Origin of the sequence: Marinobacter denitrificans (assembly GCF_008795955.1) — a bacterium.
Classification (GTDB): domain Bacteria; phylum Pseudomonadota; class Gammaproteobacteria; order Pseudomonadales; family Oleiphilaceae; genus Marinobacter; species Marinobacter denitrificans.
On the sequence record NZ_VMHN01000012.1, the window covers coordinates 52,006 to 78,164 of the forward strand.

A 26,159-nucleotide genomic window follows, 5' to 3' on the forward strand; every position below is an offset into this window, starting at 1 on the left:
GGTATTTCTTGCATTGCATTCACTTGAATACACAATAAAACAATGATTATTGTTATCAAAATGGCCAAGGCACTCGCCACAAGGAACCAGGTGTAGCCACCATGAACACAAGCAGGCATATCAACGACATTTACAAACAGCATTCCCGCCGGGTGCAGGCCACCCTGATACGCTTGCTTGGCGATTTCGACCTCGCAGAGGAGGCCACCCAGGAAGCCTTCACTGCAGCGCTCAAACAGTGGCCGGACCAGGGAGTTCCGGAGAACCCGTCAGCCTGGCTCATAACAGCCGGCCACCGGCGGGGCATCGACCTTATCCGCCGACGCCAGACAGCGAGGCAAAATCAGCCCCTGCTCGCTGAGGATGAGCATGCCACACCTGAGGCAGACACCGACCGCATCGATGACGACATGCTGCGGCTGATCTTCACCTGTTGCCACCCCGGCCTGGCCACAGAGGCTCAACTGGCGTTGACCCTACGGGAAGTATGCGGGCTGACCACGGAGCAGGTCGCAAGTGCCCTGCTGCAGAAACCCGCCACGACTGCCCAGCGGATCGTCCGCGCCAAACGCAAGATAAAGGAAGCCAAAATCCCCTACGAGGTGCCGGAACGCCGGGAATTACCTGAACGTGTCCAGAGTGTTCTGAAAGTCATCTACCTGATATTTAACGAGGGGTATTCTTCCAGTTCAGGCGATGGGATCGTAAACCTCAACCTGGCCAGAGAGGCAATCCGTCTCACCAGCCTGCTGGCCGAATTGCTGCCAGAGGGGGAAGTCTTTGGTCTGCTTGCGCTGATGCTGCTTCACGATTCACGCCGCAGCGCCAGACAGGATGAAAACGGTGATCTGATTACCCTGGAAGAACAGAATCGGGATCTGTGGGACCGCGAGCAGATCCATTCAGGCCTGGCAGCGCTGACACAAGCCCTGCAACTGACCCCGACCGCCCCCTATACCCTTCAGGCCTCGATCGCAGCGGCTCATGCGCAAGCCGGTGGTACCGAAGACACCGACTGGTCGCGCATCGCACGGCTTTACGAGGTGCTCTATCAGGAAGTCCCTTCCCCGGTCATCGCCCTGAACCGTGCTGTGGCCGTCGCCATGCGGGACACCCCGGAAGATGGCCTCAAGCTCATTGACGAGCTTGCCAGCCACAAGGCCATCCAGAACTACTACCTGTTCCATGCCGCCCGAGCCGATCTCTATCGCCGGTCAGGAGATCTGTCATCGGCACGAGCGGCCTACCAGCGAGCACTCGCCCTTACCCAACAGGGCCCGGAACAGCGATTCCTGAACCAGAGACTGACGCAACTGGACAGCGCCTGATAAAAAATTTCCGCAGTTGTCGATCTGCCGGTCTCGCAGACGACTTACTGATACACCCCCAGACAGACAGGCTGAACACTATGAAATACGTAGCACTGGTTTATTACCAGGAAAGCATTATCAACCGCATGAGTGAACAGGAGTGGCATGACCTCAACCAGGAGTGCATTGCGGGTGTGGAAAGGCTCACCGAGCAGGGCAAGTACGTGACTGGGCAGCCACTGCAACCGATTGAGACGGCTACTACGGTGAGGGTAAGGGACGACGAAGTACTGATTTCAGACGGCCCGTTTGCCGAAACCAAGGAACAATTGGCCGGCTTCTACCTGCTGGATGCCAACGACCTGAACGAGGCGTTGCAACTGGCCAGCCGTATTCCTCCAGCGCGCTTCGGTAGCATTGAAGTCAGGCCGGTGCGGGAACTTCCCCCGAAAGACTGAAGAAAGGAGAAACCCGATGACTTATGTCGACGGATTTGTAGCAGCGGTGCCGACCGCCAACAAGGAAAAATACATCAAACACGCCAGCGACGCGGCTGCAGTTTTCAAGGATCACGGTGCCCTCAAACTGGTGGAATGCTGGGGCGACGATGTCCCCGATGGCGAAGTCACCTCCTTCCCCATGGCTGTTCAGTGCAAGCCGGATGAGACCGTGGTGTTCTCCTGGATCCTTTGGCCCTCCCGGGAAGCCAGGAACAGGGGCATGGCGAAAGTCATGGAAGACCCCCGCATTCAGCCCAATGTAAACCCCATGCCGTTCGATGGCAAGCGGCTGATTTATGGTGGTTTTGAGACGGTAGTGGAGGAGTAGAAGGCTGTGAAAGTACCGTCAACCGGGGGGAATTCTGCCCCCCCCGGTTGAGAGAACATCACAGTGTGGAAAGTGCTTTATCCACGTACCCAGCCCAGGCACCCTGGCCCCCTCCATGAAACCGGAGGGACCGAGAAAAGCACTGGAGATCACCACATCCGGCTCCAGAGCTCCCAGTATCACCAGGCTGGAACGCAACTCCTCCCGGTCAGTGACACCCTTGATATACTCCTCTTGTTGCACCATGTTCGACAGAACCCTAAAACCTCAAGTAAACTTCAGGTCAATAACAGAAAAGATTGGGGATTGCTATGGCGAGCATAGGCAAAGGTGAGATCAGGGCTGCACTGAGCGTGGGGGAAGTCGCGGAGCGCAGCGGGGTTGCCGTTTCAGCCATACATTTTTATGAGAAAAAGGGGCTGATCGACAGTTGGCGCAACGCCGGCAACCAGCGACGCTTCCACCGGGACGTATTACGGCGCATTGCCATCATCAAGGTAGCTCAACGGCTCGGAATTCCACTCTCGGAGATTGGCGAGGCACTGGCGACCCTTCCAACCGGCCGAACGGTTACCGCGAAAGACTGGGAAAAACTGTCAGAAGACTGGAAGGCCGATCTGAACCGGCGGATCGAGATGCTCGTCGGGCTGAGGGACCAGCTGAGCAGTTGTATCGGCTGTGGATGCCTCTCAATAGACGCCTGCAGACTGCGAAACCCGTGGGACGAACTCGGCGACGACGGGCCGGGAGCAAGGTTGCTGGAAAAAAGCTGAAACCTGACCTCCGCGCCGGCACACTGTCGGTAGAACCAGTATGGAAGTCAGTGGCACCGCAAACCGGCACCACTGACGACCGGTCAGTTCCGGGGGTCGTCTTCCGGATTCAGGTACTCGATACCCCAGGGGCCCCTGCCATGCAGCTGTATGACAACCTCTTCCTCTGTGAAGCCAAACATCGGGTCACCAGGTGACATGATGGCAACGCTGCCCTCAGGGAGGGCCGTGGCCTTGGTCAGATCAACCTCTTTGCCCTGGGCAAAATGGAAGGTACCGGACAGCACTGTCACCCGCTCGTAGGCGGGGTGTATGTGTGGCGCTATCACGTAGTCCGCAGGTAATTTCAGCCGCATGGTAAACGGCTCTTCCTCTGCGAGATCCCCTTCAATAATCGTGATCTGAGCACCGGGAGCCATTGAACCAACTGGCCCCCACTCCAGGTCCGACGGGGTCACCATGGTGTGTCCCTCGCCGTTATACGGCGTAGCTGCCAGTGTGAACGGGGCCGCGATCAATAGTACAGCCACGGCAAGGCAGCGACTGTTGATGTCGAGCCCGCGGGATGAACGAATGCTTGTCTTGCCAGCCATGGGTTCTATCCTCCTTATTAGGGGTGTTGTTGTAGGCCGGGAAGAGTCCCGGTCGGCCACAAGGACGCAGGTGCTAGCGGATTTGTTCCCGCCATCGGCACCCACAGCTGGCGGGAACTATCTCATCGTCGGGCGCGTCCTTGTGGCAAAAACAGGAGAGCGCATGGCAACCAGCACCCGGGAAACCGTTCCTGTGGCCAGCCACCAGGAATGCAGAGATCAGTTCGAGCAACAGGTAACGCTCCTGATGGATCGCCTGTACGGAACCGCCCTGCGTCTGACAAGACATCCGGACGACGCGGAAGATGTGGTGGCGGAAGCGATATCAACGGCCTGGAACAAGCTGGACCAGCTGGAGGATCTCGCTCACATGGAAGGCTGGCTGTTCAGGATTCTTCATCACACGTTTATATCCCACTGGCGCCGCCGGCAGTGTCGACAGGACAGGGAGGTAGAACTCGAACCCGAAAACGGCGATACCCGGTTTTCGCTGTTCGAGAAACTGCACCAACCTTTCCTGCTCTGGTGGGGTACACCCGAAAGGGAGTTTATCAACGCCATGCTGCAGGAGGACATCAACAAAGCCATCGATAATCTACCTGATGCCTATCGAGTTGTGACCGTGCTGGTCGAGGTGGAGGGCTACAGCTACGAGCAGGCAGCCCGCCTGCTCGACCTGCCGCTGGGGACCATACGTTCCCGACTGTGCCGGGCCCGGGGCCGTTTGCAGAAAGCGCTATGGCAGCAGGGCCGTGAGGCGGGGCTGTCAACCTGTGGCGGAGAGCGCTCCGGAGCGAGTGGAGGTGGTGCATGAACGAATCCCGGATTTCCTGCGAAGAGGTTGTCCAGCGCCTGTTCGACTATCTGCACCAGGAGCTGGACATTGATGCCAGCGCTGAAATAGAACGGCACCTGCACAGGTGCCACGACTGCTTCAGCCGGGCAGAATTTGAGCAAAAACTCAGGGATCGGCTCACAGAAAGCGGCCAGCAGGAAGCACCGGAAAGGCTGCGCCGCCGGATCAGGGAAATGATAGAACGCTTCTGATCTGGCAGAACTGAACCAGGAGGGAAGATCAATGGTCGCCGTTCTTGGATACTCACCACAGCAGATCACCGATGCGGTGCAGGATATGTACACGGCTGTGGCAGACAGGCCGGATACCCACTTCCATTTTCCCGTTGGCAGGCAGGCCCTTCGTTTTCTTGACTACTCCGCCAGCGATGCGGACTTGCTGCCTGAAGGGGTCGCAGAGTCATTTGCCGGTGTTGGCAATCCCTTCATGGCCCAGGCTTTAAACCGGGGAGACACTTCCCTGGACATAGGGGCCGGTGCGGGCAACGACTCGCTCATTGCCGCTTCCAGAGTTGGCTCTGATGGTCAGGTGATTGCGCTGGACCTGACCGCTGCCATGACGAGAAAACTCCAGTATCACGCTGAGGGGCGGTACCCCAATGTAAAGGTCATTCAGGCATCCGCTGAACATCTGCCTCTGGCAAACGAAAGTATTGATAGCATCACCAGCAACGGCGCCCTGAACCTTGTGCCGGATAAACGTCTGGCCATCCGGGAGATGTTCCGGGTGTTGCGACCTGGTGGACGGCTGCAACTGGCGGATGTGGTCATAAACCGTCCGGTCAATGTTAACTGCGATTCCGATCCCCGCCTATGGGTGGAGTGCGTGGTTGGCGCCACGGTAGAGGACAGCCTGCTGGCCATGCTGGGTGATGCCGGCTTTGAAAATGTCCGTATTGTGCGGCGGCTGGATTACTTCGCCCAAAGCCCCAGCAAGCAAACCCGCGAAATTGCGCAAAGCTTTGGTGCCCATTCGATTGAGCTGAGCGCACGAAGGGCTGGCCAGGCACCGCCGTGGTGGCAACGCTGGCTAAGGCGCTGTCACCCCAGACGCTGGGTGGCGGACCTCCATCGCCGGGGGTTTCTCGGTGTAGCGACCCTGATACTGGCTCTGGTCAGTTGCTATGGGGCCCTGATTGCCGTGGGCATACTCGCTGCCCTGGGCGCTGGCATGTCGCTCCACCCGGGCCTGTGGGCCGGGACCATAGCCATGTTCACCCTCCTCGCAACGGTGTTCATAGCTACCGGATTTCGGCGTCACCGTTCAGCCCTGCCAGCTGTTCTGGGTGCCATCGGCTCGACACTGGTACTTTACGCACTGTTTATCGACTACAACGTTATCACTGAGTTCACTGGATTTGTTTTTCTGGCAGGCGCCGCAGGCCGGGATCTTTACCTGCGCCGGCGGGAGGAAGCGGCGCGGCTTGGACTGGGCGGCCGAAGCCAGCCCTGAAAACAGGTGGGCTATGACCGAGCGTCGGTGGTCTCGCTGCCAGCCTCATGCCCCATGCAGCATTCATCCCGCAGAAACCCCGTCAACTCTTCCAGCAATTCAAAGTTTGGCAGGCACGTAATAACACGGCTTCGCTTTACCTGTCGGATGAGGCCGGCGTTGGCCATGCGCGACAAGTGATGGGAAAGGGTTGACCCGGGGATATCGAGCTGGCGCTGCACCTCACCAACCGACGCCCCATCATGGCCCGCCTTCACGAGATACCTGAAAATCGACAGTCGGTGGATGTTTCCGAGCTCGGCAAGACATACTGCCGCTTCTTCGTTTGTCATTACCATTGCCTTTAATTCGATAATTCTAGAAATGTACTTGACATGAAACCACAGCGCAATTTAACTTTATATTTCCATATATCTAGAAATATCGAGGTTATCATGTCACAGGAAATACAAGACACCCTGGGTATGTTCGCTTTTCTCGCCATAGAGTTATCCGTTCTCTTCCTGTTGGTCAGCTTGCTGGTTGGCGTATTGCAGCGGTATGTGCCCCAGGAAAAAATCGCCGCGCTGCTCAGCGCCCGGCGTGGGCGCAGCTATCTCCTTGCTGCGTTACTGGGTGCCATTACACCCTTTTGCAGTTGCTCGACAATCCCGCTACTCAAAGGCCTCATCCGGGCCCGTGCCGGGTTCGGTCCAATGATGGTTTTCCTGTTTGCCTCCCCGCTGCTGAACCCAATCATTGTGGCACTGCTTGCAGCAACCTTCGGCCTGAAACTCACGAGTATCTACGTTACCGTTGCCTTCCTAGTGTCCGTCATTGCGGGGTGGTCGCTACAACGGCTTGGATTCGAACGCTACGTTCTGGATGTCGGCTTCGTTAAAGGTGGCTGTGGGGCCGCACCCGTTAAAACCGAGGCACCTGCTGATACCGGGCCTTCGTCGTCCCGGGAAAACCATGGCGGAAGTGGTTCGGCCGTTGCCTATAGCCAAGCCTATGCTGAACCGGTGGTGTCGTATTACGATTCGTTCCTTGCAGATATCCGGGCGGGTAGATTCGAGGGGCTCTGGCAAGATACCTGGTCGGATTTCCAGAAAGTGCTCCCGTACCTGATCATTGGAATTACCATAGGAAGCGTCATCTATGGGTTCGTCCCCACGGGTTTGCTCACTGATTACGCCGGTTCAGACAATCCTTTTGCCATACCGGTAGCGGCCGTGATCGGTATTCCGCTCTATATCCGTGCTGAAGCCGTTATACCGCTCGCCGCCGCGCTGTTGGGCAAGGGCGTCAGCGCGGGGGCAGTTATGGCCCTGATTATCGGCAGTGCGGGCGCAAGCCTGACAGAACTGATACTGCTGAAGTCCCTGTTCCGTCCTGTGCTTCTGGCCGTGTTCCTGTTCGTGGTCCTGGGTATGGCAGTGGGCGCAGGTTATGCAACGTACCTGCTGTAGAACGCTATAAGGGAACCTTACCCCGCAAGGCCTTGGTTTTGCCTTTTTTGGTTTTTTTATCGACACGCCGGCGTTGTGAGCCCTTGGTAGGGCGAGTGGGCCGGCGTGCTTTCTGCAGCTTTACCGCTTCCTGAATCAGTTCTTTCAGGCGCTCCAGGGCGTCTTCCTTGTTAAGCTCCAGGGTGCGATATTTTTGCGCCTTGATAACAATGATGCCTTCCTTGCTGATGCGCTGGTCAGAGATCGCCATCAACCGCTCCTTGTAGAACGGCGGCAGACTGGAGTTGAGGATATCGAAACGCAGGTGGACCGCCGAGGCCACCTTGTTGACGTTCTGGCCTCCGGCCCCCTGGGCCCGGATCTGGGTAAGCTCAATCTCCCAGTCACCCAATTCAACAGTGTTGGAAATCTTCAGCATGACGGCACCGATTGCGCGATGGATTCCCGCAGGCTGGCGTCCAGTTCATCGCCATCCAGACTCTGCTCACTGATGAGCTCGATGCGGGACAAATCCCTGGGCTCACATTCAGACACCGACAGGGCACCGTCGGCCATATTGATGGTCCGCCAGCCGTCACTGGTATGAACCACCGCTTTGAACCGGATAAAACGACTATCCATGGAAAACGCCAGCAACGCCGTTTCGGAAAACACCGTCTCTGGATGTACCCGCCAGCCCAGACTGAAATGGCCCTGCCCCTGATTACTGACACGTTGCCAGGGTTCATCCCGGATATCCGGGATGGGCGCGGGCTCTGCCGAATTATGGTGGTGGTGAGCGTGGGGTGACCCGACCTCTGACAGCGTAGTTTCGCCATCAAGCCAACCAAGGTTCATACGGCCCTGCCGGGTATGGAACACGGCGGATTTGGTCGGTTGCAGGCTGGCCACCCAGTGATCAAAGTGAGCAATCTGCTCCGGCTGGCACAGGTCGGTCTTGTTGGCCACCACAATATCCGCAGCAGCAACCTGGTCCCGGAACTGTACATTTTCCAGCACCCTGGGTTCCTCCAGCCTCCGTGGGTCGACCAGGCACACCACCGGCCCCAGTGTCAGCACATCCCGGTAATGCTCCCCCGTCAGGGTTTCGAGAATCTGTGAAGGATGACCAAGTCCGGTAGGCTCAATCAGCAACCTGTCCGGCCTGGCCTTGTGGATCAGTTGATTGAGGCCAATCTGCATCGGCAATCCGGCCACACAACACATGCAACCGCCGGGGACTTCCCGCACGAAGGCCCCCTCGGTTTCCAGCATGGCACCATCAATTCCCACCTCACCAAATTCGTTCACCAGAACGGCCCACACTTCTCCGTCAGGCTTTTTCTTGAGCAGGTCCAATATGGCAGTGGTCTTGCCCACGCCCAGAAAACCAAGCACCAGGTTGGTGGGTATTGGTGAAGTCATAGAGTGTCCGTGTCGGTAAATGAAAGAGTCAGCACAGCCAAGTGTTATAACATAACACTGTAGTATTCCCCTAATACCCGCTGCCGCGCGGCCCTTGTTAATGTACTCAGGCTACCACCAACAAGCACAAGGAGAAGGGTATGAGCGGTAAAAAAATACTGATGATTACCGGTGATTTCACCGAGGACTACGAAACCATGGTGCCATTCCAGGCACTGCAGGCCGTAGGCCACACGGTTCATGCAGTCTGCCCGGACAAGAAATCCGGAGACACGGTGGCCACGGCTATCCACGATTTCGAAGGTGACCAGACCTATACCGAGAAGCCTGGCCACCGGTTTGCCCTGAATGCGGACTTTGCCGGGCTCAACCCCGCCGATTACGATGCTCTGGTCGTGCCCGGTGGCCGCGCGCCGGAATATCTGCGCCTGAACGAGGACGTAAAGAGCCTGGTACGCCACTTCTTCGAGGCCGATAAACCGGTGGCGGCCATCTGCCATGGCGCTCAGTTACTCGCTGCTGCGGGCGTACTTGAAGGCCGCGAGTGTTCCGCCTACCCGGCCTGCCAGCCGGAAGTGGAACTTGCCGGAGGGCGATTTGCCGCCATCGACGTTGACGCGGCAGTGACCGATGGTAATCTGGTGACAGCACCGGCATGGCCGGCCCATCCTCAATGGCTGGCACAGTTTTTCAAACTGCTGGACAAGTGACCGGAGCGGGGCCGTTACCGCGGCCCCGGATTCATGAGGAAAACGCCATGTGCAAACTCTTCGTCCACGCGGATTCCGACCTCTGGGTCAGCCGCACCCACTCCCTGCGTATCGACGGTATGGTTACCAGCATTCGTATGGAAAACGCCTTCTGGAACGCCCTCACGGAGATCGCCGCCCGGGATGGTATGAATCTGCCCCAGATGATCACCAGGCTCTATCACGAATCCATCGACGCAGGGCACGATCTTGGCAACTTCACGTCATTTCTGCGGGTATGTGCCATGCGTTACGTTGCCCTCCAGCTCAGTGGCGATATTCCCCGGGATACCCAGGTACCTATCGCGTCACTGGATGCCGACAAGATACTCGCCAGAAATATGGACCAGAAGCCACCCAGCGAAGCGACTCACTGAGCGGCAACTGCAGCTTTATTCCAGCGGAGGCGTTGGTCGCACCAGAATTTCGTTAACATCCACGTGTGGTGGCTGGGACACCGCGTACATCACCGCCTGGGCGATGTCGTCTGGTTTGAGGGCGTTCGCCGGGCTCTCATCAAAGAACGGTGTATCCACCATCCCCGGCTCGACCAGAGTGACACGAATACCGGAGCCCCGAAGCTCCTCCCTGACGCCATAACCAATGGCAGAGACCGCCCACTTGGTAGCGCTGTACATAGAGCCCGGTATGGTTACCCGGCCGGCGGCAGAGCCGGTCAGCAGCAGGTGCCCCCGGCTTTTCCGAAGGGCAGGCAGACAGCACTGGACGGTCAGCCCGGCACCGTAGATATTGGTCAGGATCATGTCCTTCCAGACCTCTGGATCGGCGCCACTGAACCCACCGGGTTCACCACCACGACCAGCATTCACAAACACCGCATCAATCCGCCCGAACGTCGCCAGGGCGTTGTCTACTACAGACTGCTGGTCCTCCATGCTCTGGACATCACAGCGGGCGATCATTACCCGTTCGCTCCCGCCCAGGTCCGTTTGCAGCTGTTTCAGTTTGTCTTGAGAGCGGGCTGACAGAACCAGGCGGTAACCTGCCTTTTGCGCTGCCCGCGCAGTTGCCTCACCAATTCCGGATGAAGCGCCAGTGATCAGCATGACCGGATCATTGCTCATAGACTCTCTCCTGCGTCAGGTGTTTCTACCAGTGTTGCAGATTGACTACGCAATCTGAAGCAGCTGCAGATCACTTCGGGCATGAGGGTTCCGGCACCAATTTCAGGTAGTATACGCCCAGAGATGCCGGCCAGAACGATTTGCCGGCCAGGCGAACCAGGCAACCGACGGATTTATGAAGATACCGAAACGATTACAGCCCCTTGTCGACGACGGCATGGTGGATGAAGTGTTGTACCAGCTGATGAGTGGCAAAGAAGCACAGGTGTTTGTGGTGCGCTGTGGCGATAGTGTGCGCTGCGCCAAGGTTTACAAGGAAGCCCAGAAACGCAGCTTCAAACAGGCCGTGCAATACCAGGAAGGGCGCAAGGTTCGTAACAGCCGCCGTGCCCGGGCCATGGGCAAGAAAACCCGCTACGGCCAGAAGGAACAGGAAGATGCCTGGCTGAACGCTGAAGTAGATGCCCTGTACCGGCTAGCCGCTGCCGGTGTACGGGTACCGGAACCTTTCGGGTTCGTGGATGGCGTGCTGTTGATGGAAATGATCGCCGATGAAGACGGTAAGGCCGCGCCACGGCTGGATGACGTCACACTGACGCCGGAGCAGGCCCGGGATTATCACGGCAAGGTGATCGCTGATGTGGTGCGCATGCTCAGCGCCGGGCTTATTCACGGAGACCTGTCCGAATTCAATGTACTGGTAGACGCCACCGGCCCGGTCATTATCGACCTGCCCCAGGCGGTGAATGCATCGGGAAATAACAGCGCCGAACAGATGCTGGAGCGGGACGTGGACAACATGCGCCGGTATTTCGGTCGTTTCGCCCCGGAGTTACTGAACACCGATTATGGCAAGGAAATCTGGGCGCTCTACGAGTCCGGCGACCTGCACCCAGACAGCCGACTGACTGGCTGCTTCGAACACGACACCGAAAGCGCCGATGTCGACGAACTGATGGCGGTTATCGACGCTGCCAAGGAAGAAGAGCGCGAGCGCCAGGAGCGCATACGGGACGCCGAGGCAGGCGACGACTAGCCAGGCTCGGCGACAAACTTGCCCACGACGCGATCAGACAGCATCAGGTGGGCAAGTGCCGGATACGGCAGGTAATGGCTGAGCAGAAATATCACTGCCCCGAGGTTCAGTCCGGAAGACAGCCCGACGTAGGCGGCCCAGGCCACAAACAGCGCGCCGAGAAATCCGCCATACGACCACAGCACCCGCGCACGCTCTTCACTGCTCGGTACCCGCTTCAATACACGGGCCACCGACCAGCTGATATAGGCCGCAATTAACGCCGCGACAATCACTGAAACCAATACGCCTGTCAGTCCGAACAGGAACCGCGCCAGATAATTGGTAAGAAAAAACAGAACAATAGCGCTGACGGCAATTATGGTTATCCGCGAGCGTTTCAGATCTCCCATAGACAGAATCCCGGCTGGTTAAATCAGATGGTTTGCACTGTTTTAACATTCCGGGAATCAAGAAGCGACTTTGCTTCCTGAAGTTGCTCTGTGCTGGAAGCGTGAACCGTCAGTACGTATTTGCCTTTGCTTAACGCGGACTGTGCCTTCATCAGATAGGGTGTGTGATCCGGACGAATCGTCACCGCCCCTGCGAGTAGCAGCCCTACCATTAGCCCTAACGCGGCAAGCACTGAGGCGGCCACCACCGAGTTCTGGGATATAAATCCGATGCCAAGGGCACTCAGCACCAGAAACACGATAAAACCCGTCACCGCACCACCGGCACCCAACCCGACATGGGAACGTACAAGCGTGTTCCAGATGCCCTGATCCTCAGGCTCCAGCTGTTTGCCCGGATGCCGGTCACGCGGGCTCAGAACGGATACCTGATCGTCCGCCAGACTGGTTCCTTCACACAGGGCTTTGGCAGTTCCCCTTGCGTCGCTCTCGGTGTCGAAAACTGCGGCTACTTTATGGCTCTCTTGCTCGCCGGTCAGACTCATTGAGGATTTCATGAAATACCTCCTGAGTATCTCAGAAAATAATCGAGGCTCTTCCTACAAGCGTTGCCTCTTACCTCTAAAAATACAACCCACGTGCATGTATTGCGAGTGACCATTAGGCAATAGGTCGTACAGGTTAATGCTGCCTACCAGGCCAGCCAGATGACATGCCGTGCGCCCTTACCCGGACGCAAGGCCCTCACTGTGACGGGCTCGACAGAAAACCCGGCGCGGCGCAGCCTCTCGGTAAACGCGTACTCCGGCCCGGCGGACCAGTACGCAAGGATGCCATCGGGGCTGAGAGATTTCTGGGCCGCAGCAATACCCTCAGGGGAGTAAATCCAGTTATTTTCCTTACGGGTGAGCCCCTCAGGACCGTTGTCCACGTCCAGCAGGATGGCATCCCAGTTGCCATCGCCTTCCCTCAAAAGTTCCGCTACATCACCGATATGGACGTTCGCTCTGGCGTCGTTCAACGGATAGCCGGCTGCGGCCCCCAACGGGCCCCGGTTCCACACCTCGACTTCCGGAACCAGTTCAGCCACAGTCACCCGGGCGGTGTCCGGCAGGGCCCCCAGAGCGGCGGCCAGTGTGTATCCCATACCCAGCCCGCCAATCAAAACGCGGGGCCCGGGCAGCTCTGCAATGCGCTCGCAGGCAAGCGTGGCCAGGGCATCTTCCGAGCCGTGTAGCCGGCTATTCATCAGCTCACCGGTGGTGCCGGCAATCTTGATCGAAAATTCATCATTGCGCTGCAGCAGGCGCAACCGGGTGCCGTTGCCGGGAATGGTTGCCGTGCCGATTTCCTCAAAACGAGCCATCTATTTTTGGACCCACTCGCCGTCCACCAGGATGTACTGCCCAGCCGGAGTTTTCTCAAGGGCCTTCTTGCCGGCCACTGTTTCCACCTGGGTCACGGGAATATCGTGTTTCTCGGCGATACGGGCGTACTCGTCCCGCCGCGCCTTGTTGATGGCTTCAACAATACCGCGGGCGTTGCCGTCTGCCTTGACCACTTCCAGGTAACCGGTTGGCGTTTCGCCCACCAATCCCTGCTGTTTGGCGGCATCCAGCTGGCTTTTCGCTTCTTCCAGCCCCATCGAAAATGCGGGCATTGCCAGGCAAAGTACGAGGATGACTGCACCGAGTTGAACAAAACGTTTCATGAGTGACTCCCTGGATTCAGAATTGACCATCAGAACAAACCCTTTTCGCCGAAGAGTTCATCCACGTCTTTATCCACCTTCACGTAGATCTCGTGCTGGATTTTGACGTTAAGATTTACCGTGATGGGCTCCTTGGGTGCCTCCATCTGCACCGTGGGCGTGCATGCTGCGGCACCCAGGGCCAGCGCCACCATCCCCAGCGTGTTTCGAATTTTCACAGGCAAAACGCCCGAGCTGTATCCGTTCATCTGCCTTACTCCTGATTAGTTTTCCGATCCGCCTGGCTGGCTTTGTTCATCCCGTTTCTGCATCAGGTTGCGCACCTTCTCTGTCACCGCTTCATTGACCCGGCCACTGAGCTGGAGGCTGGTCAGCAACGCCGGAATGTCTTCTTCCAGATTAATGTTGAGTACGATCGGGTGTCCGTCGCGCACCTCTGGGCTGCTGCCTTCGAGGCGCAACCCCAGAAACAGTTTGCCATCCTCGTCATAGTCTACCGTGCTGTTGAGAACGGTGTAGTGAAAGTTTTCCATCGCCTGCACCACCAGAGCCATGGCCTCGTTATTCTGGGCCATGCCTTTCAACCGCTCTGCTGGCAGCTTCAGCGTGCCACCCGGGGGCTCCGCTTCAACCTTCCCGGCCTCGATAATGACACCCTGTTCGCCGATCAGCACCGGCACAGTGCCCCGGAGTATACCGCTACCTGCAAGGCCTTCTGAGGGGTAGACTTCCATCAGTTGCGATAATTCAATGTCGCTCAGCTCCAGCAAAATCTTCAGGGGCGTTTCCGTTAATTGCCACTCTCCGGGTTCAATGCGGAGATTGCCCCCCAGGAGCCCCGCAGTCCCCTGCTCCAGCACTAGCGTACCGGCAGCAAGCTGTTCAGTCGTCGAACGATAACGGACGGCCAGCTGGATGTTACTGAAAGGGATGCCCGGATTAACGGAGGCCACCGACAAACCAGAGCTGTGGGCCTCCAGCCGGTCATCTGAAATCTCGATGGCCACCTTGCCCGCCAGCCCGGCCCAGGCGGTTCGGCCAAACAGTCCACCCAGGTCTTCAAAGCCGATCTCTCCCTGTATCTGAATGCCGTCGGACGGAAAACGCAGCCCCAGGCTCATGTGGATGCTGCCCTCCCCGATCTCAAGTTCCTCCGGCAAGGCAGTGAAGGTATCGGCCAGGGCACGGTGCCCCCGTGCACCGGTGGCGGTCATTTCGGCATCCAGATCCGGAATGCCATCGAACGGGAAACGGAAGGCAATATCAGCGCTGGCCCCTGCGTCTGAGGAAAGCCTGCCGTCGAGCCTGAGGGCTTTAAGATTACCCCCCAGCCAACCATCGAGGCGCCACGGCTGCGTGTTTAGGTGCGGATGATGGAAAGCGGATGCCGTGGCCACTACTGGACCCTCAAAAGCGAGCGTCTCAAGGACCATTGGCTGCAGGCTATGCTTCGTGTTCAGTTTCGTGCCCGCCAGGTTGAGCCTCACGTTGTCCAATTGCGCGGCATTGGCCGGAGCATTCACCCGGGCGAGTTCCAGGCGCGTTTCATCGTTGAACTCCAGGGTAGCGGATTGCCCGTCAGCCTTGCCGGCAAACACCAGCTTCGCCTGCCCTTTGTGGAGTTGCCACCCGGCCAGGGTCATTGCTGGAGTCGCCCCCTCCACACTCATGGCTTTGGTGACAAGTTCACGCTGGTCGGGCCGCGAAAGTTTTGAGACGGCCAGATCGCCCTCGGCACGTATATCGTCGGGGAGAGTAAGAACGAGCCGATCAATCATAATCTCTTCAGGCAACCAGAGCGGCAGATCAGCGGGAATACCGTCAGACGCACCGGCCTGTTGTTCAGAGCCTGGCCACACCGGGATATCGACTCTCAACAGGCCCACCCGTAATACGTTGAGCACCGGACCATGCCAGTCCCAGCTCCAGCCCAGCGACAGGTCCCCACCTTCCAGTGAATACGGTTGACCGTCCCGCACCTGGCTTGCAGAAAAATCCTGCAGCCGAACCCCGCCCAGAGATACCTCTATCCCCTGCCATTCGAGACTGTGTAGATTGTTCGCCTGCCGCCAGTCCTCCCAGGCAACGCGGGCGTACCACCCCCCTGCGATCACGAGCAGCACAAAGAGGACCAGCCCCCAAAGCAGTAACCGACGTAGTGTCCTGAACAACGTCACCGAACGGGCCACGAGGGTTTACTGCCCACGCCAGTTCACTGTGTAGAGGTCGTGCCGGCGGTCCTTGAGGTTCTTGACCGTACCGCTGTTGCGAGCAGTAAGCAGCGTTTCCGGCCTCAGGTCGGCGAAGGCGACAGTCTCCGCATTAGGGGTGGTGTCGGCCGCGATGCCATCCCTGGCAAACGGGAAGTCACAGGGCGTCAGAATGCAACTTTGGCCATATTGCAGCTCCATGTTGGGAACCTTGGGCAGGTTGCCCACATTGCCGGACATGACCACAAACAGCTGGTTTTCCACCGCACGGGCCTGGCAACAGTAACGGACCCTGAGGTAACTCTGGCGCTCATCGGTGCAGAAGGGCACAAACAGGATCTGGATACCCTGGTCCACCAGGTGCCTGGTCAGCTCGGGGAACTCGGCGTCATAACAGACCAGCACGCCAATGGGCCCACAATCGGTTTCAATGGCGGTAACACGGCTGCCACCGGTGATATTCCACCAGTAGGCCTCGTTCGGGGTGGGGTGGATCTTCGGTTGTGAAAACACCTGCCCGTCCCGAAGGAACACGTAGGCGACATTGCGAACGCGGCCGTCGTCTTCTTTGACCGGCGTTGAGCCGCCGATAATATTGATGTTGTGCCGAAGGGCCAGATCCCGCATCAGGTTCCGGAAGGGTTCCGCGTATTCGGTCACCGCCTCGATGGCTTCTGCAGGCGTGCCCTCGCGGCTTTCAATGGACAGCAACTGCAACGTAAACAGCTCCGGGAAGACCACGAAATCGCCCTTGTAGGTAGCCACTACGTCGACGAAGTATCTGACGATCTCGCTGAATTCCTCGAACGACGCCACCCGGCGCTGCTGATACTGAACCGTACCTATCCGTACGGTGTCCGGAACCCGCCGGCCATAGCGTTTACGCTTGCCGTTATCGTCACTACGGACCACCTTCGGGTTGCGCCAGACCAGGTGAATGCCGTAGCCAAGGGAGGCATGATCTGCATCCAGGTAGTGAGGAATAATGCCATGGACCTCAAAGCCGTTATGCAACTGGAATGACAGCACCGGATCGCGCTGTTTTTTGGCCTTTACCGCCTCGACATAAGCCTCGACCGAGTCAAACTTTTTCAGCCGTTTGGCCAGCGTAGGCAACCTGCCCGCAAACACCACCCCCTGTAATTCCAGCGCCTGACACAGGCTCTTGCGCTCATTGTACAGGCGCTCGCCAATCCGGTAGCCGCGGCAGTCCGGGTCCACACAGACCTCCATGCCATACAGCCAATCCCCTTCCGGGTCATGCCGGGAAGCGTAGCCGTTACCAGTGATTTCGGTCCAGTCGTGGGGCGTCAGCGCCACATCCTCGCCGATGCGAAAGGTGGCACAGTAGCCCACCACGCGGTCACCAAGCATGGCGACAAACTGCCCTTCCGGAAAGGTATTGATCTGCCCGGTCAGTGGCCCGGCCGTGTATCCATACATGCCGGTGCCTTCGTACACCCTGCGGCTCAGGGCAATGATTCCGGAAATATCGCTGATGGCGGCGTTTCTAACGTAAAGGCGCTGGGTCTTGTCAGAGAATGGCGGACTCATTGAAACCTCGGGGGCAGAAAGCGTACATCCATAGTTCGTGAATCAACCTCAAGCCGTCAAGTGGCGTTTTCACGAACACAAATCGAAGCAAACTTTAACCTGACAAAGGATTGCTCAGGCCTTTAAAGTAGCAAAATGCCGAATAGTCCGAGGTTACATGCAGTGAATCGATGCCAGATGCTTCCGCTTCTCACAGCCCTGATCGCACTGACCCTGGCTGGCTGCGCCAGCAACCAGAACCTTCGTTCCACCAACGAGACAACGTGGCAGCCTTCCGGTGAACCTGCCACAGCCAGTGAATCCGCGAAGGCAGATCGGTTATGGCAGGTATTCGAGCGCTACGAAGGCACTCCCTATCGCTACGGAGGCACTTCTGCCAACGGGTTCGATTGCTCCGGGTTCATCGCCACGGCCTTCGACGAAGCCCTGGGGCGTCAGTTACCCCGCACCACATCACAGATGCTTTCAGCAGGCCATGCCGTGGAGAAGGAAGAGCTCCAGGCTGGCGATCTGGTGTTTTTCCGCATCAAGGGCAAAGATCAGCATGCAGGCATTTACATGGGTGGTGACAGTTTCATTCACTCGTCCACGTCCATCGGCGTGACCCACTCGTCCCTGAACGGTTACTACTGGCGGGACCGTTTCAGCCAGGCCAGGCGGTTTGACTAACCGCCTGCCAGCAGCAACACCACACCCAGCACGTAGAGCAACGTAATCACCACGCTTTCCGTGCCGATCTGGCCAATGCCGTGGCGCTCGCGGCGAATCAATCCCATCATCAGCACACCGGACATCAGCAGGGTGAGAACCGCCCAGAACTTCGAATCCTCCGGCATGGCATGGTAAATCGAGCCTTCCCGGTAGGCGATGTCAGAAGCTGCGGTGAACAGTGTATCGAAGGCATTACCGCCGATGATGCCGCCGACAGCCAGCGTCAGCGCACCCCGCCGAACAGCCGCGATGGATGTAACCAGCTCGGGAATCGACGTACTGATGGCCGTCAGCATGACCCCGACCACGGTCTGCGACAGATTGGTCTTGTCAGCGATCACCGTCGCCGCAGGCTCCAGTGCCCAGCCCGCTATACCCAGTATAGACATCAGAACCAGAAACTCCGCCCATAACCGGATCAGTGGCGGCATGGTCGTCAGGTCGTCCGGTGTGTCCTCCCGCGTGTCTCTGGTAACGGAGGGCCGCCACATGGGAGACTCGTTTGCACCACGGACCAGATAAATACCGTAGATATAGACGCCCAACAGCACCGGGGTCACCGGATGGACACCTGCAATCGTGTACTGTGGCAGATAGGGAGCAAAGAGGATCAGCGACAACAGGCAGATGAGCAATCCGTTCTGCATCATGTTTGGCACAGAGGCGGCAGCATGCTCAAGATTGGCGCGGCGGTATACCATGTCCGCTACGGCCAGGAAGAATGTTTGCACGGCAATGCCGCCCAGCGCGTTGCTCACCGCCAGTTCAGCATGGCCGTTCCAGGCGGCTGTAACCGAGAGCACGGAACCACCCAGAGACGTCGAGGCCCCCAACAACACCGCACCTGCCGCAGCCTCCCCTATGCCGGTGCGATCAGCCAGCTGGTCGACAATCCGGGTAATGCGAGTGCCGGCCACTGCAATAACCGCAGCGCATACGCAAAATACGATGCCGCCCTGCAGCAGGCTCCAGTTTTCCGGGTCCATTGGAATCATGGTTCTATCCCTTGCTACCTGACCAGTCGCGGTGTAAAACACCATTGGCAGGAGATTTTACAGCCATAAAGACGGAACACCATGACCGAGATACAAAAACCTCAGCAGTCCCAGCAACCGCAGTCCCCACAAGTTCCGGCTCAATACTCGTTTCTATGGCTCAGTGCTGCAATCATCCTGATGTTTTTCTGGCTCCAGGAAGGTGGTCAGCCAACGGTTGCAGAATTGCCCTACTCTCAGTTCAAGGAAGCCGTCACCAACAACCATGTGGAAGAAGTCACCCTGAGGGCCGATCATATTGACGGCCAGCTGTCCGAAGATGGGGGCAGAGCCCTGGCAAGCGACAGCAGTTCGCTCCGCTTCCATAGCATTCGCCCCCCGATTGACGACCCCGACCTGCTTCCGGTTCTGGAGTCCCATGCTGTCACTATCAGCGCCACGCCGGCAGAACCTCCGGTGTGGCAACAGGTACTGACCAGCGTCCTGCCCTGGCTTATGTTTCTTGCGCTGATGTTCTGGTTCTGGTCCTACGCCCAGCGCCGCATGATGCAAGGTGGTGGCGGTGCTTTGGGCTTCAACCGTTCCAAGGCTCGCAGGGTCGAGAAGCAGTTCTCCAAAACCCGGCTGTCTGATGTGGCAGGCATCGAATCCGCTAAGCGCGACATTACGGAAATCATCGATTTCCTGACTTCCCCGGAGAAATACAAAGCCCTGGGGGCCGACATGCCCACCGGTATCCTGCTGGTGGGCCCGCCAGGCACCGGCAAAACCCTGTTAGCCAAGGCCATCGCCGGCGAGGCGGATGTACCCTTTTTCAGTATCAGTGCCTCCGAGTTTATCGAGATGTTCGTTGGCGTTGGCGCAGCAAGGGTCCGCGACATGTTCGACACGGCCCGTAAAGAAGCGCCTGCACTGATCTTTATTGATGAACTGGATGCCATCGGGCGGTCCCGCGGCGCTGGTTTTGGTGGGGGGCACGATGAACGTGAACAGACTCTCAACCAGATCCTGACCGAAATGGACGGCTTTGAAGGCCATGAGAACGTCGTGGTTCTTGCGGCGACAAACCGCCCGGATGTTCTCGACAGCGCCCTGCTACGCCCTGGCCGTTTTGACCGCAAGGTGACGCTGGACAGGCCGCACAAGGAAGCTCGCAAGGCTATTCTTGAAGTTCACGTCAGAAAAGTCCCGTTGGACAGCGATGTTGAGCTGGGAGAAATCGCCGCCCGCACCATCGGCTTCTCCGGTGCCGACCTGAAGAATCTGGTCAATGAGGCAGCGCTGACGGCGGCAAGGATGAACCTGAAAAAGGTCAATAATGATTGCTTCGAGCATGCCCGCGACCGGATTGTGCTCGGCGAAGAGCGCGACGCTGAACTGACTCAGGAAGAAAAGCAGGTCGTGGCTTACCATGAATGCGGGCATGCCATCATGGCCTATTTCATGCCCAAGGCCGATCCGCTTACCCGGGTTACCATTATCCCCCACGGTATGGCGATGGGGGTTACCGAACAGACCCCAAAAGAAGACCGTTACAACTACACCGAAAGCTATCTCACAGACCGGATCAAAGTCATGCTGGGAGGCCGTTCCTCGGAGAAGCTTATTTATGGCGAGGTAAGTACCGGTGCCCAGAATGACCTCAAGGAAGCGACCAAGCTGTTGCGGCGTATGTTCGGGCAATGGGGCATGAGCGAGAAAATTGGACCGCTGGGCCTGGGCATTGGTGAAGAGCATGTGTTTCTGGGCCGTGAAATGGGGCAGCCACGGGAATACAGCGAGCACATGGCGGAGCTGATCGACATCGAGGTTCAGGCCAAACTGATCGAGCTTGAGAAAACGACGGTGAACTTCCTTTCAGAACACCGCCAGCAACTGGAAGCCCTGGCCGAAGCCGTTCTGGCAAAAGAAACACTCACAGCCACAGAAATTCGCGAGATTCTGGAAGGAAGTGAACAGCCGCGCGCCTGAGCCTGTCAAGAGAGCGCAGTGGGCCGTTTTGCAGTCGTAGACTCGAGTGGGGATTGCGCGATAATATCTGTAGTGTGCATGTACTATTTGTGTTGTTCTCATGCAGGTAGCACAAGGGATTCCACATTAAACGGATTTACAGGCGCTATGGACTCAGCACCGGCGAACCACCTTCACGCCATTCAGACAGAACTGGACCGTCTTGAGACCTACCGGCGGCGCATCTATCTGGGTGTACTCATCCTCACCATTGCCATCATTATGCTCAGCTGGGCATTTCGGGAAAACGGAGATGCTTTCATTGCAATAGCCTATCCGGTATTTGCATTGGTGCTGGCCGGGCTTTGCGTTGCGGTTTGGCGCAGAGCCAACTCCCTAAGAACCATGGAGATCATTCTGGTAGCCACCGTGGGCGCCATGATACTGAGCCGTCTTGCCTGGCATTTCGCGTTCAGCGACCCCCTCAATGAACATCTTCTCTTGTTGGCCGGCGGCCATTACTGGGCCGTGGGGATACTGATTGTTGGTGGCTTCATCACCCTTGGTTACCGGGGAGGCATGATGACCGGGGTAGGCACGTTCCTGTTCTCGGCGGCTCTGGCAACTCAGGAGGTCCTTGGCTGTTTCCTGGCAGCGGGTGAGTTCTGCCACAACTGGGTCTATCTTGCACGCATCCACCTTTTTCTGGCCGTGCTGCTGGCACTGACCAGCGCGGGAACCTTTATTCGCGAGCGCACCTGGAGCGCCTTCACCCGAGCTGAGACCCTGCATCACTGGGCCAATACCGACCCCCTGTGCGGCCTCTCAAACCGTCGCGGCGCAGACCGCTTCCTGACTACCGAGGCCGCGCTGGCAGACCGTTACCAACGCCCCCTGACCATCATTCTCATTGATATAGACGAGTTCAAAAACATTAATGATGCTCACGGTCATAAGGTCGGCGATTCGGTGATCCGCGGGTTTGCCGATATTCTCTCCAGCACCATACGGGAGGTCGACCTGGCCGCCCGCTGGGGTGGCGATGAGTTCCTGGTGGCGACACCCGGCGTCGATCTCCGCGCCGCCCGCCATGCTGCCGAGCGCTGCCGCAGGGCGATTGAACGGGCGCCCATTGCCGGCGTACCTGTTACCGTGACCGTCGGTATTGCCGAATATCTCCCCGGACAAGGGACCGATGATGCCATCAACCGCGCTGACGCCATGCTCTATCGGGCCAAGGCCGCCGGCCGCAACCGGGTCATCACCGAAGCCTGCGAACTGGCCTGACCCTGACCGGTTATTACAAGACATCGCTTGCCAAAAGGCTGATTCATGATCTGGTTTGTAGTGGCGTTACTGTTATTAATTGTGCTGATCACGGTTCTGGTGCTTCGTGGTGAAAACCTCGCGCACCTGGACCGGGACGATTTTCCGAAACAGGACTACACCCCCAGCCCGGGCCACAACCAGGTGCTGGAGACCATCAGGGACATGAGCCGCTCTGCCAGGGGCCTGAGGGGCAGAGCCCGGCTGATGGCCCTGCGCAAGCACATGGAGGGCCTGAGCGAGGGGCGGGAATTTGTTTCAGAATTCCGTCCATCCGGCCCCAATGCGCCCAAAGGGGAGTGGGTGTTGGCCCCTGGTGTCAATCCCCGACGCCGGATCCTCTATATTCACGGCGGGGCATGGGTCGCTGGCAGCCCCCGTAGCCATCGCGCTATCACTGACCGGTTGTCGAAAGTCGCCAATGCGGCCGTGTTTGCAGTGGATTACCGGCTACTGCCGGAGCATCGTTACCGGGAAGGGTTGCGGGACTGCCAGGAAGCCTACCAGTGGATGCTGGAACATGGCCCCGACGGTCGGGAGCCTGCGGAATTCGTGGTGGTGGCCGGGGATTCCGCCGGAGGCAGCCACACTCTGGTCCTGATTGCCTGGATTCGGGACCAGGGCCTGCGCCAGGCGGATGCTGCGGTGGCTCTGTCGCCATCAACCGACCTGACACTGACGGCGCCGAGCAACCGCCTCAACATCAAAACCGACCCGTTGCTTGGCCCCACCTTTGGCAGCCTGATGCGGGTGCCACTACCGGTACTCTGGTGGCTGAGTTTTTTTGGCATGCGCCTGTCACCCGCCAGCCCGCTGGCATCCCCCTTGCGAGGCAGTCTCGAAAAGCTGCCACCGGTGCTGATCCATGCCAGCGACTCGGAAATGCTTCTGGACAACGCCCGCCGCTATGCCAACAAGGCAAAAGACGCCGGCTCACCGGTAGAGCTGAAAACCTGGCCCGGTATGGTTCACGTGTGGCACATGTTTCCCGATATTCTGCCGGAGGCTGAAGAAGCCTTTGATAATATAGGGGATTTCCTGAGAAAAGTTGAACAGGATTGACCCCTCCCCGCCCTTTGCCGTTTTTGGACGGCTTGGTGTCGTATTGGATTTACCTTCCCTGATCAATCAGGGCCACATTGAATCAAGGCCGTGCCGCGACCTACGCGGGCATTCAATGCGGGGAAAGGGGAATCAAGATGGCACAACTACCGAAACGTGCAAAGGTCGTCATCATCGGTCAGGGCGGTATTGTCGGCTCCTCGGTAGCCCACCACCTGATTGAGCAGGGCTGGGATGACATTGTCGGGCTGGAGAAATCCGCCATCCCCTCAGACATCGGGTCCACATCCCACGCCTCCGATTTCTGCTTCACCACCTCACACGACAAGCTGAACATCTACACCACCAAATACAGCCAGGCCTTTTATGAAAAGCGTGGCAATTATGTGAAATGCGGAGGCATGGAAGTCGCTCGGGTGGATGACGACGAACGCATGGATGAGCTACGTCGCAAGGTGGGCTCCGGCAAGGCCTTCGGCACCAATGTCAGTATGATCTCGCCGCAACAGGCGAAAGAGCTGTTCCCGATGGTGGACGAAAGCCAGATCCAGGGGGCCATGTGGGACCCGGACGCCGGGCTGGTAGTTCCCCGCTCCCAGACAGTAGCCGGCGACCTGGTGGAGGAGGCAGTCGCCAGTGGAAAACTCCAGGCCTTTGCCTACACACCGGCCATCCGCATCGATGTCCAGGACGGCCAGGTGCGTGGCGTGGAAACTCACAAAGGCTACATTGAAACCGAATACGTGGTGCTCTCCATGGGCATCTGGGGGCCGTTGATGGCCAACACCGCCAACGCCCCCCTGCCGCTGATGCCACTGGAACACCCCTTGCTGTTCTTCGGACCCTACGAAGAACTGGCCGGCACCGGCAAGCAGATCGTCTATCCCCTGTTCCGCGACCAGGGCAACTCCGCCTATGTACGAGACACCGGAGACCCCACTACTACCGAAGGTGGCCGTATCGAATGGGGCTATTACGAGGCAGAGAACCCGCGGCTGGTCTACCCCGGCGCCATTGCCGAGCCGGGCGAGGCACGGATGTCGCCGTCGATGCGGGACCTTTCGCTGGACCAGGTCATGCACGCTTACGAAAAAGCGATCGAAATGACCCCGATCCTCGGCGAGCTCGGCTGGGAGGAAAAGCACTCTTTCAACGGCCTGCTGTCAGTCACCCCGGATGGCGGCTCATTGATGGGAGAAGCGCCGGAAGTGCGCAACCTGTGGTTCTGCGAAGCGGTCTGGGTCAAGGACGGCCCCGGGGCGGGCAAGATACTGGCGGACTGGATGACCCACGGGGCTCCGGACATGGACCCTCACAGCATCGATATTGCTCGCCATTATCCGCTGCAGAAAACGCCGGAGTATGTTTACAACCGCTGCTACGAGACCGCCAAGAAGATCTATACACCTGCGGTTCATCCCCGTGAGCCCTACCTCACCGGCCGCAGAATGCGAACCAGCCCGTTCTACCTGCGGGAAGTGGAACTGGGGGCCTACTTCATGGAAGCCGCCGGCTGGGAACGGGCCCACGGATACGCCGCCAATGAGTCTACCCTCCTGGCCAAATACCGCGACCGCATCCCGGTGCGTGAACACGAGTGGGACGCCCGGCATTTCTGGGATGTGTCCAACGCAGAGCAGTTGGAGATGAGCGAGTCAGTGGGCATGATCAACCTCTCCCATTTCGCCATCTTCGACATCTCCGGCAACGACGCGGAAGCACTGCTGGAATACCTGTCGGTGGCCAAGGTCGGCGGCAACACGCCCCATGGCAAAGGCGTGTACACCCACTTCCTCGACGGCCGCGGTGGCGTACGCTCCGACCTGACCATTATCCGGCGCGGCGAGAAAGACTTTCGTGTGGTCTGCGGCGGCGACACCGGCCACCGGGACTATTGCTGGATTACCCGCATGGCCCGGGAGAAAGGCCTCGAAAAAATCCAGCTGCGCGACCGCACGGACGAGCTCGCCACCCTGGGGCTCTGGGGCCCGAAAGCCCGGGAAACCCTGGCGCAGTTCGTCACCGACCCGGACCAACTGTCTGCAGAGAACTTTCCGTTTGCCACAGCGCAGGAACTCAACATCAAGGGCGTTCCGGTATGGGCTTTCCGGATCTCGTACGTGGGCGAGCAGGGCTGGGAACTCTACTTCCCGTTCAGCTATGGTCTGCGGATATGGGACCTGCTGTTTGAGGCAGGCGTTACCCCGGTGGGCATCGAAACCTACGCCAATACCCGGCGCCTGGAGAAAAGCCTGCGCCTGCAGAACGTGGACCTGGAAACCGAATACAACCTGTACGAAGCCGGCTTGCAGCGGCCCAAAGTCAAGGAGGCGGATTTCCATGGCAAGGCGGCCTATGTGGAACAGCGGGAACAACCCAGCCAGGCGGCCTACCTGTGCACCATGACCATGACCGACCACAGGGACGCCAATGGTGTGCTGCGATACCCGGTTGGCCAGTGGCCGATTCTGGACCCGCAGACAGGGGAGGTACTGGTGGACAGCCACGGCCGCCGTTCCTACAACACCAGCGTGGCCTGGGGGCCGTCAGTGGGCAAGATCATCCTGCTCGGGTACATTCCGGTGGAGTATGCCCAGGAAGGACGGGAACTGACCCTTGAGTACTACCAGGAACACTATCCCGTCCGCATCGAGGCAGTGGGTTACCGGGCTCTGTTTGATCCGGAGAATGACCGGGTCAAGTCGTGACCG

General features: G+C 58.4%; 30 protein-coding genes. 16 read left to right on the plus strand and 14 right to left on the minus strand.

The window, feature by feature from the left end; all coding sequences use genetic code 11:
* Nucleotides 1–101 precede the first annotated feature (101 nt).
* The 3 genes from FO268_RS21075 to FO268_RS21085 all read left to right on the plus strand — a co-directional run bounded on the left by FO268_RS21075 (nucleotide 102) and on the right by FO268_RS21085 (nucleotide 2,138).
* Complete coding sequence (locus FO268_RS21075) at nucleotides 102–1,328, plus strand: RNA polymerase sigma factor (RefSeq protein WP_150995176.1); 1,227 nt, start codon at nucleotides 102–104, stop codon at nucleotides 1,326–1,328.
* 80 nt (nucleotides 1,329–1,408) lie between these two features.
* Complete coding sequence (locus tag FO268_RS21080) at nucleotides 1,409–1,768, plus strand: YciI family protein (RefSeq protein WP_150995177.1); 360 nt, start codon at nucleotides 1,409–1,411, stop codon at nucleotides 1,766–1,768.
* Between the two features lie 16 nt (nucleotides 1,769–1,784).
* A complete protein-coding gene (locus tag FO268_RS21085; protein ID WP_150995178.1) occupies nucleotides 1,785–2,138 on the plus strand; it encodes a DUF1428 domain-containing protein in 354 nt (117 codons plus the stop codon).
* Nucleotides 2,139–2,156: 18 nt separating this feature from the next.
* On the opposite strand, the gene FO268_RS21090 is transcribed toward FO268_RS21085, so the two are convergent.
* Complete coding sequence (locus FO268_RS21090) at nucleotides 2,157–2,384, minus strand: hypothetical protein (RefSeq protein WP_150995179.1); 228 nt, start codon at nucleotides 2,382–2,384, stop codon at nucleotides 2,157–2,159.
* A gap of 65 nt (nucleotides 2,385–2,449) precedes the next feature.
* On the opposite strand from FO268_RS21090, the gene soxR reads away from it, so the two are divergent.
* Nucleotides 2,450–2,911, plus strand: a complete 462-nt coding sequence (gene soxR, locus FO268_RS21095) for a redox-sensitive transcriptional activator SoxR (protein ID WP_150995180.1) — start codon at nucleotides 2,450–2,452, stop codon at nucleotides 2,909–2,911.
* A gap of 83 nt (nucleotides 2,912–2,994) precedes the next feature.
* On the opposite strand, the gene FO268_RS21100 is transcribed toward soxR, so the two are convergent.
* A complete protein-coding gene (locus FO268_RS21100) occupies nucleotides 2,995–3,504 on the minus strand; it encodes a cupin domain-containing protein (RefSeq protein ID WP_150995181.1) in 510 nt (169 codons plus the stop codon).
* Between the two features lie 163 nt (nucleotides 3,505–3,667).
* On the opposite strand from FO268_RS21100, the gene FO268_RS21105 reads away from it, so the two are divergent.
* Genes FO268_RS21105 through FO268_RS21115 form a run of 3 tightly spaced genes read left to right on the plus strand, consistent with a single transcriptional unit; the run spans nucleotide 3,668 to nucleotide 5,812 of the window.
* Complete coding sequence (locus FO268_RS21105) at nucleotides 3,668–4,318, plus strand: RNA polymerase sigma factor (RefSeq protein WP_150995182.1); 651 nt, start codon at nucleotides 3,668–3,670, stop codon at nucleotides 4,316–4,318.
* Nucleotides 4,315–4,551: an anti-sigma factor family protein gene (locus FO268_RS21110; RefSeq protein WP_150995183.1), complete on the plus strand. Its 237-nt coding sequence runs from the start codon at nucleotides 4,315–4,317 to the stop codon at nucleotides 4,549–4,551. Before FO268_RS21105 ends, FO268_RS21110 begins: the two co-directional genes overlap by 4 nt.
* 31 nt (nucleotides 4,552–4,582) lie before the next feature.
* Nucleotides 4,583–5,812, plus strand: a complete 1,230-nt coding sequence (locus FO268_RS21115) for a MerC family mercury resistance protein (protein WP_150995184.1) — start codon at nucleotides 4,583–4,585, stop codon at nucleotides 5,810–5,812.
* An 11-nt stretch (nucleotides 5,813–5,823) separates the two neighbouring features.
* Here the strand turns inward: FO268_RS21115 and FO268_RS21120 are convergent, their stop codons facing one another.
* Nucleotides 5,824–6,144, minus strand: a complete 321-nt coding sequence (locus FO268_RS21120; RefSeq protein WP_150995185.1) for an ArsR/SmtB family transcription factor — start codon at nucleotides 6,142–6,144, stop codon at nucleotides 5,824–5,826.
* A gap of 102 nt (nucleotides 6,145–6,246) precedes the next feature.
* On the opposite strand from FO268_RS21120, the gene FO268_RS21125 reads away from it, so the two are divergent.
* Entirely contained in the window at nucleotides 6,247–7,263 is a 1,017-nt protein-coding gene (locus FO268_RS21125) for a permease (RefSeq protein WP_150995186.1), read from the plus strand.
* 4 nt (nucleotides 7,264–7,267) lie between these two features.
* On the opposite strand, the gene arfB is transcribed toward FO268_RS21125, so the two are convergent.
* Together arfB and FO268_RS21135 are read right to left on the minus strand one after the other, a co-directional pair.
* Complete coding sequence (arfB, locus tag FO268_RS21130; RefSeq protein ID WP_150995187.1) at nucleotides 7,268–7,681, minus strand: alternative ribosome rescue aminoacyl-tRNA hydrolase ArfB; 414 nt, start codon at nucleotides 7,679–7,681, stop codon at nucleotides 7,268–7,270.
* Entirely contained in the window at nucleotides 7,675–8,667 is a 993-nt protein-coding gene (locus tag FO268_RS21135; RefSeq protein ID WP_150995188.1) for a CobW family GTP-binding protein, read from the minus strand. The genes arfB and FO268_RS21135 overlap by 7 nt, the downstream gene beginning before the upstream one ends.
* Before the next feature lie 140 nt (nucleotides 8,668–8,807).
* Here FO268_RS21135 and FO268_RS21140 point away from each other — a divergent pair, with 140 nt between their 5' ends.
* Nucleotides 8,808–9,377 (plus strand): DJ-1/PfpI family protein, encoded by a 570-nt coding sequence (locus FO268_RS21140; RefSeq protein WP_150995189.1) that lies wholly within the window; start codon nucleotides 8,808–8,810, stop codon nucleotides 9,375–9,377.
* A 47-nt stretch (nucleotides 9,378–9,424) separates the two neighbouring features.
* Nucleotides 9,425–9,793: a ribbon-helix-helix domain-containing protein gene (locus FO268_RS21145; RefSeq protein ID WP_150995190.1), complete on the plus strand. Its 369-nt coding sequence runs from the start codon at nucleotides 9,425–9,427 to the stop codon at nucleotides 9,791–9,793.
* Between the two features lie 15 nt (nucleotides 9,794–9,808).
* Here the strand turns inward: FO268_RS21145 and FO268_RS21150 are convergent, their stop codons facing one another.
* Nucleotides 9,809–10,501 (minus strand): SDR family oxidoreductase, encoded by a 693-nt coding sequence (locus FO268_RS21150; protein WP_150995191.1) that lies wholly within the window; start codon nucleotides 10,499–10,501, stop codon nucleotides 9,809–9,811.
* Between the two features lie 175 nt (nucleotides 10,502–10,676).
* On the opposite strand from FO268_RS21150, the gene FO268_RS21155 reads away from it, so the two are divergent.
* Nucleotides 10,677–11,537 carry a PA4780 family RIO1-like protein kinase gene (locus FO268_RS21155; protein WP_150995192.1) on the plus strand — a complete coding sequence of 287 codons (861 nt, stop codon included), beginning with the start codon at nucleotides 10,677–10,679 and terminating at the stop codon, nucleotides 11,535–11,537.
* Here the strand turns inward: FO268_RS21155 and FO268_RS21160 are convergent.
* From FO268_RS21160 to FO268_RS21190, 7 genes are all read right to left on the minus strand, one after another.
* Nucleotides 11,534–11,929: a hypothetical protein gene (locus FO268_RS21160; protein WP_150995193.1), complete on the minus strand. Its 396-nt coding sequence runs from the start codon at nucleotides 11,927–11,929 to the stop codon at nucleotides 11,534–11,536. The genes FO268_RS21155 and FO268_RS21160 overlap by 4 nt on opposite strands.
* Before the next feature lie 23 nt (nucleotides 11,930–11,952).
* Nucleotides 11,953–12,486 (minus strand): hypothetical protein, encoded by a 534-nt coding sequence (locus FO268_RS21165; RefSeq protein WP_150995194.1) that lies wholly within the window; start codon nucleotides 12,484–12,486, stop codon nucleotides 11,953–11,955.
* Between the two features lie 134 nt (nucleotides 12,487–12,620).
* Complete coding sequence (locus FO268_RS21170; RefSeq protein ID WP_150995195.1) at nucleotides 12,621–13,295, minus strand: spermidine synthase; 675 nt, start codon at nucleotides 13,293–13,295, stop codon at nucleotides 12,621–12,623.
* On the minus strand, nucleotides 13,296–13,640 hold the full coding sequence (locus tag FO268_RS21175) for a YdbL family protein (RefSeq protein WP_150995196.1): 345 nt from the start codon (nucleotides 13,638–13,640) through the stop codon (nucleotides 13,296–13,298).
* Nucleotides 13,641–13,669: 29 nt separating this feature from the next.
* On the minus strand, nucleotides 13,670–13,834 hold the full coding sequence (locus FO268_RS21180; RefSeq protein WP_191967019.1) for a YnbE family lipoprotein: 165 nt from the start codon (nucleotides 13,832–13,834) through the stop codon (nucleotides 13,670–13,672).
* Nucleotides 13,835–13,903: 69 nt separating this feature from the next.
* Nucleotides 13,904–15,829, minus strand: a complete 1,926-nt coding sequence (locus FO268_RS21185) for a YdbH domain-containing protein (RefSeq protein ID WP_150995198.1) — start codon at nucleotides 15,827–15,829, stop codon at nucleotides 13,904–13,906.
* Nucleotides 15,830–15,835: 6 nt separating this feature from the next.
* A complete protein-coding gene (locus FO268_RS21190) occupies nucleotides 15,836–17,404 on the minus strand; it encodes a carbon-nitrogen hydrolase family protein (RefSeq protein WP_150995199.1) in 1,569 nt (522 codons plus the stop codon).
* Nucleotides 17,405–17,581: 177 nt separating this feature from the next.
* Here FO268_RS21190 and FO268_RS21195 point away from each other — a divergent pair, with 177 nt between their 5' ends.
* Nucleotides 17,582–18,073, plus strand: a complete 492-nt coding sequence (locus tag FO268_RS21195; RefSeq protein WP_150995242.1) for a C40 family peptidase — start codon at nucleotides 17,582–17,584, stop codon at nucleotides 18,071–18,073.
* Here the strand turns inward: FO268_RS21195 and FO268_RS21200 are convergent.
* Nucleotides 18,070–19,110 (minus strand): sodium:calcium antiporter, encoded by a 1,041-nt coding sequence (locus FO268_RS21200; protein ID WP_150995200.1) that lies wholly within the window; start codon nucleotides 19,108–19,110, stop codon nucleotides 18,070–18,072. The genes FO268_RS21195 and FO268_RS21200 overlap by 4 nt on opposite strands.
* Nucleotides 19,111–19,191: 81 nt before the next feature.
* On the opposite strand from FO268_RS21200, the gene ftsH reads away from it, so the two are divergent.
* The 4 genes from ftsH (at nucleotide 19,192) to FO268_RS21220 (ending at nucleotide 26,156) form a co-directional block, all read left to right on the plus strand.
* A complete protein-coding gene (ftsH, locus tag FO268_RS21205) occupies nucleotides 19,192–21,081 on the plus strand; it encodes an ATP-dependent zinc metalloprotease FtsH (protein ID WP_150995201.1) in 1,890 nt (629 codons plus the stop codon).
* 147 nt (nucleotides 21,082–21,228) lie between these two features.
* Nucleotides 21,229–22,347, plus strand: coding sequence for a GGDEF domain-containing protein (locus tag FO268_RS21210; RefSeq protein ID WP_191967016.1), 1,119 nt, complete (start codon nucleotides 21,229–21,231; stop codon nucleotides 22,345–22,347).
* Between the two features lie 45 nt (nucleotides 22,348–22,392).
* The gene (locus FO268_RS21215) at nucleotides 22,393–23,448 is read left to right on the plus strand and encodes an alpha/beta hydrolase (protein WP_150995203.1); all 1,056 of its coding nucleotides are present in this window, start codon (nucleotides 22,393–22,395) and stop codon (nucleotides 23,446–23,448) included.
* A gap of 137 nt (nucleotides 23,449–23,585) precedes the next feature.
* Complete coding sequence (locus tag FO268_RS21220) at nucleotides 23,586–26,156, plus strand: GcvT family protein (protein WP_150995204.1); 2,571 nt, start codon at nucleotides 23,586–23,588, stop codon at nucleotides 26,154–26,156.
* The last annotated feature ends 3 nt before the right edge of the window (nucleotides 26,157–26,159 follow it).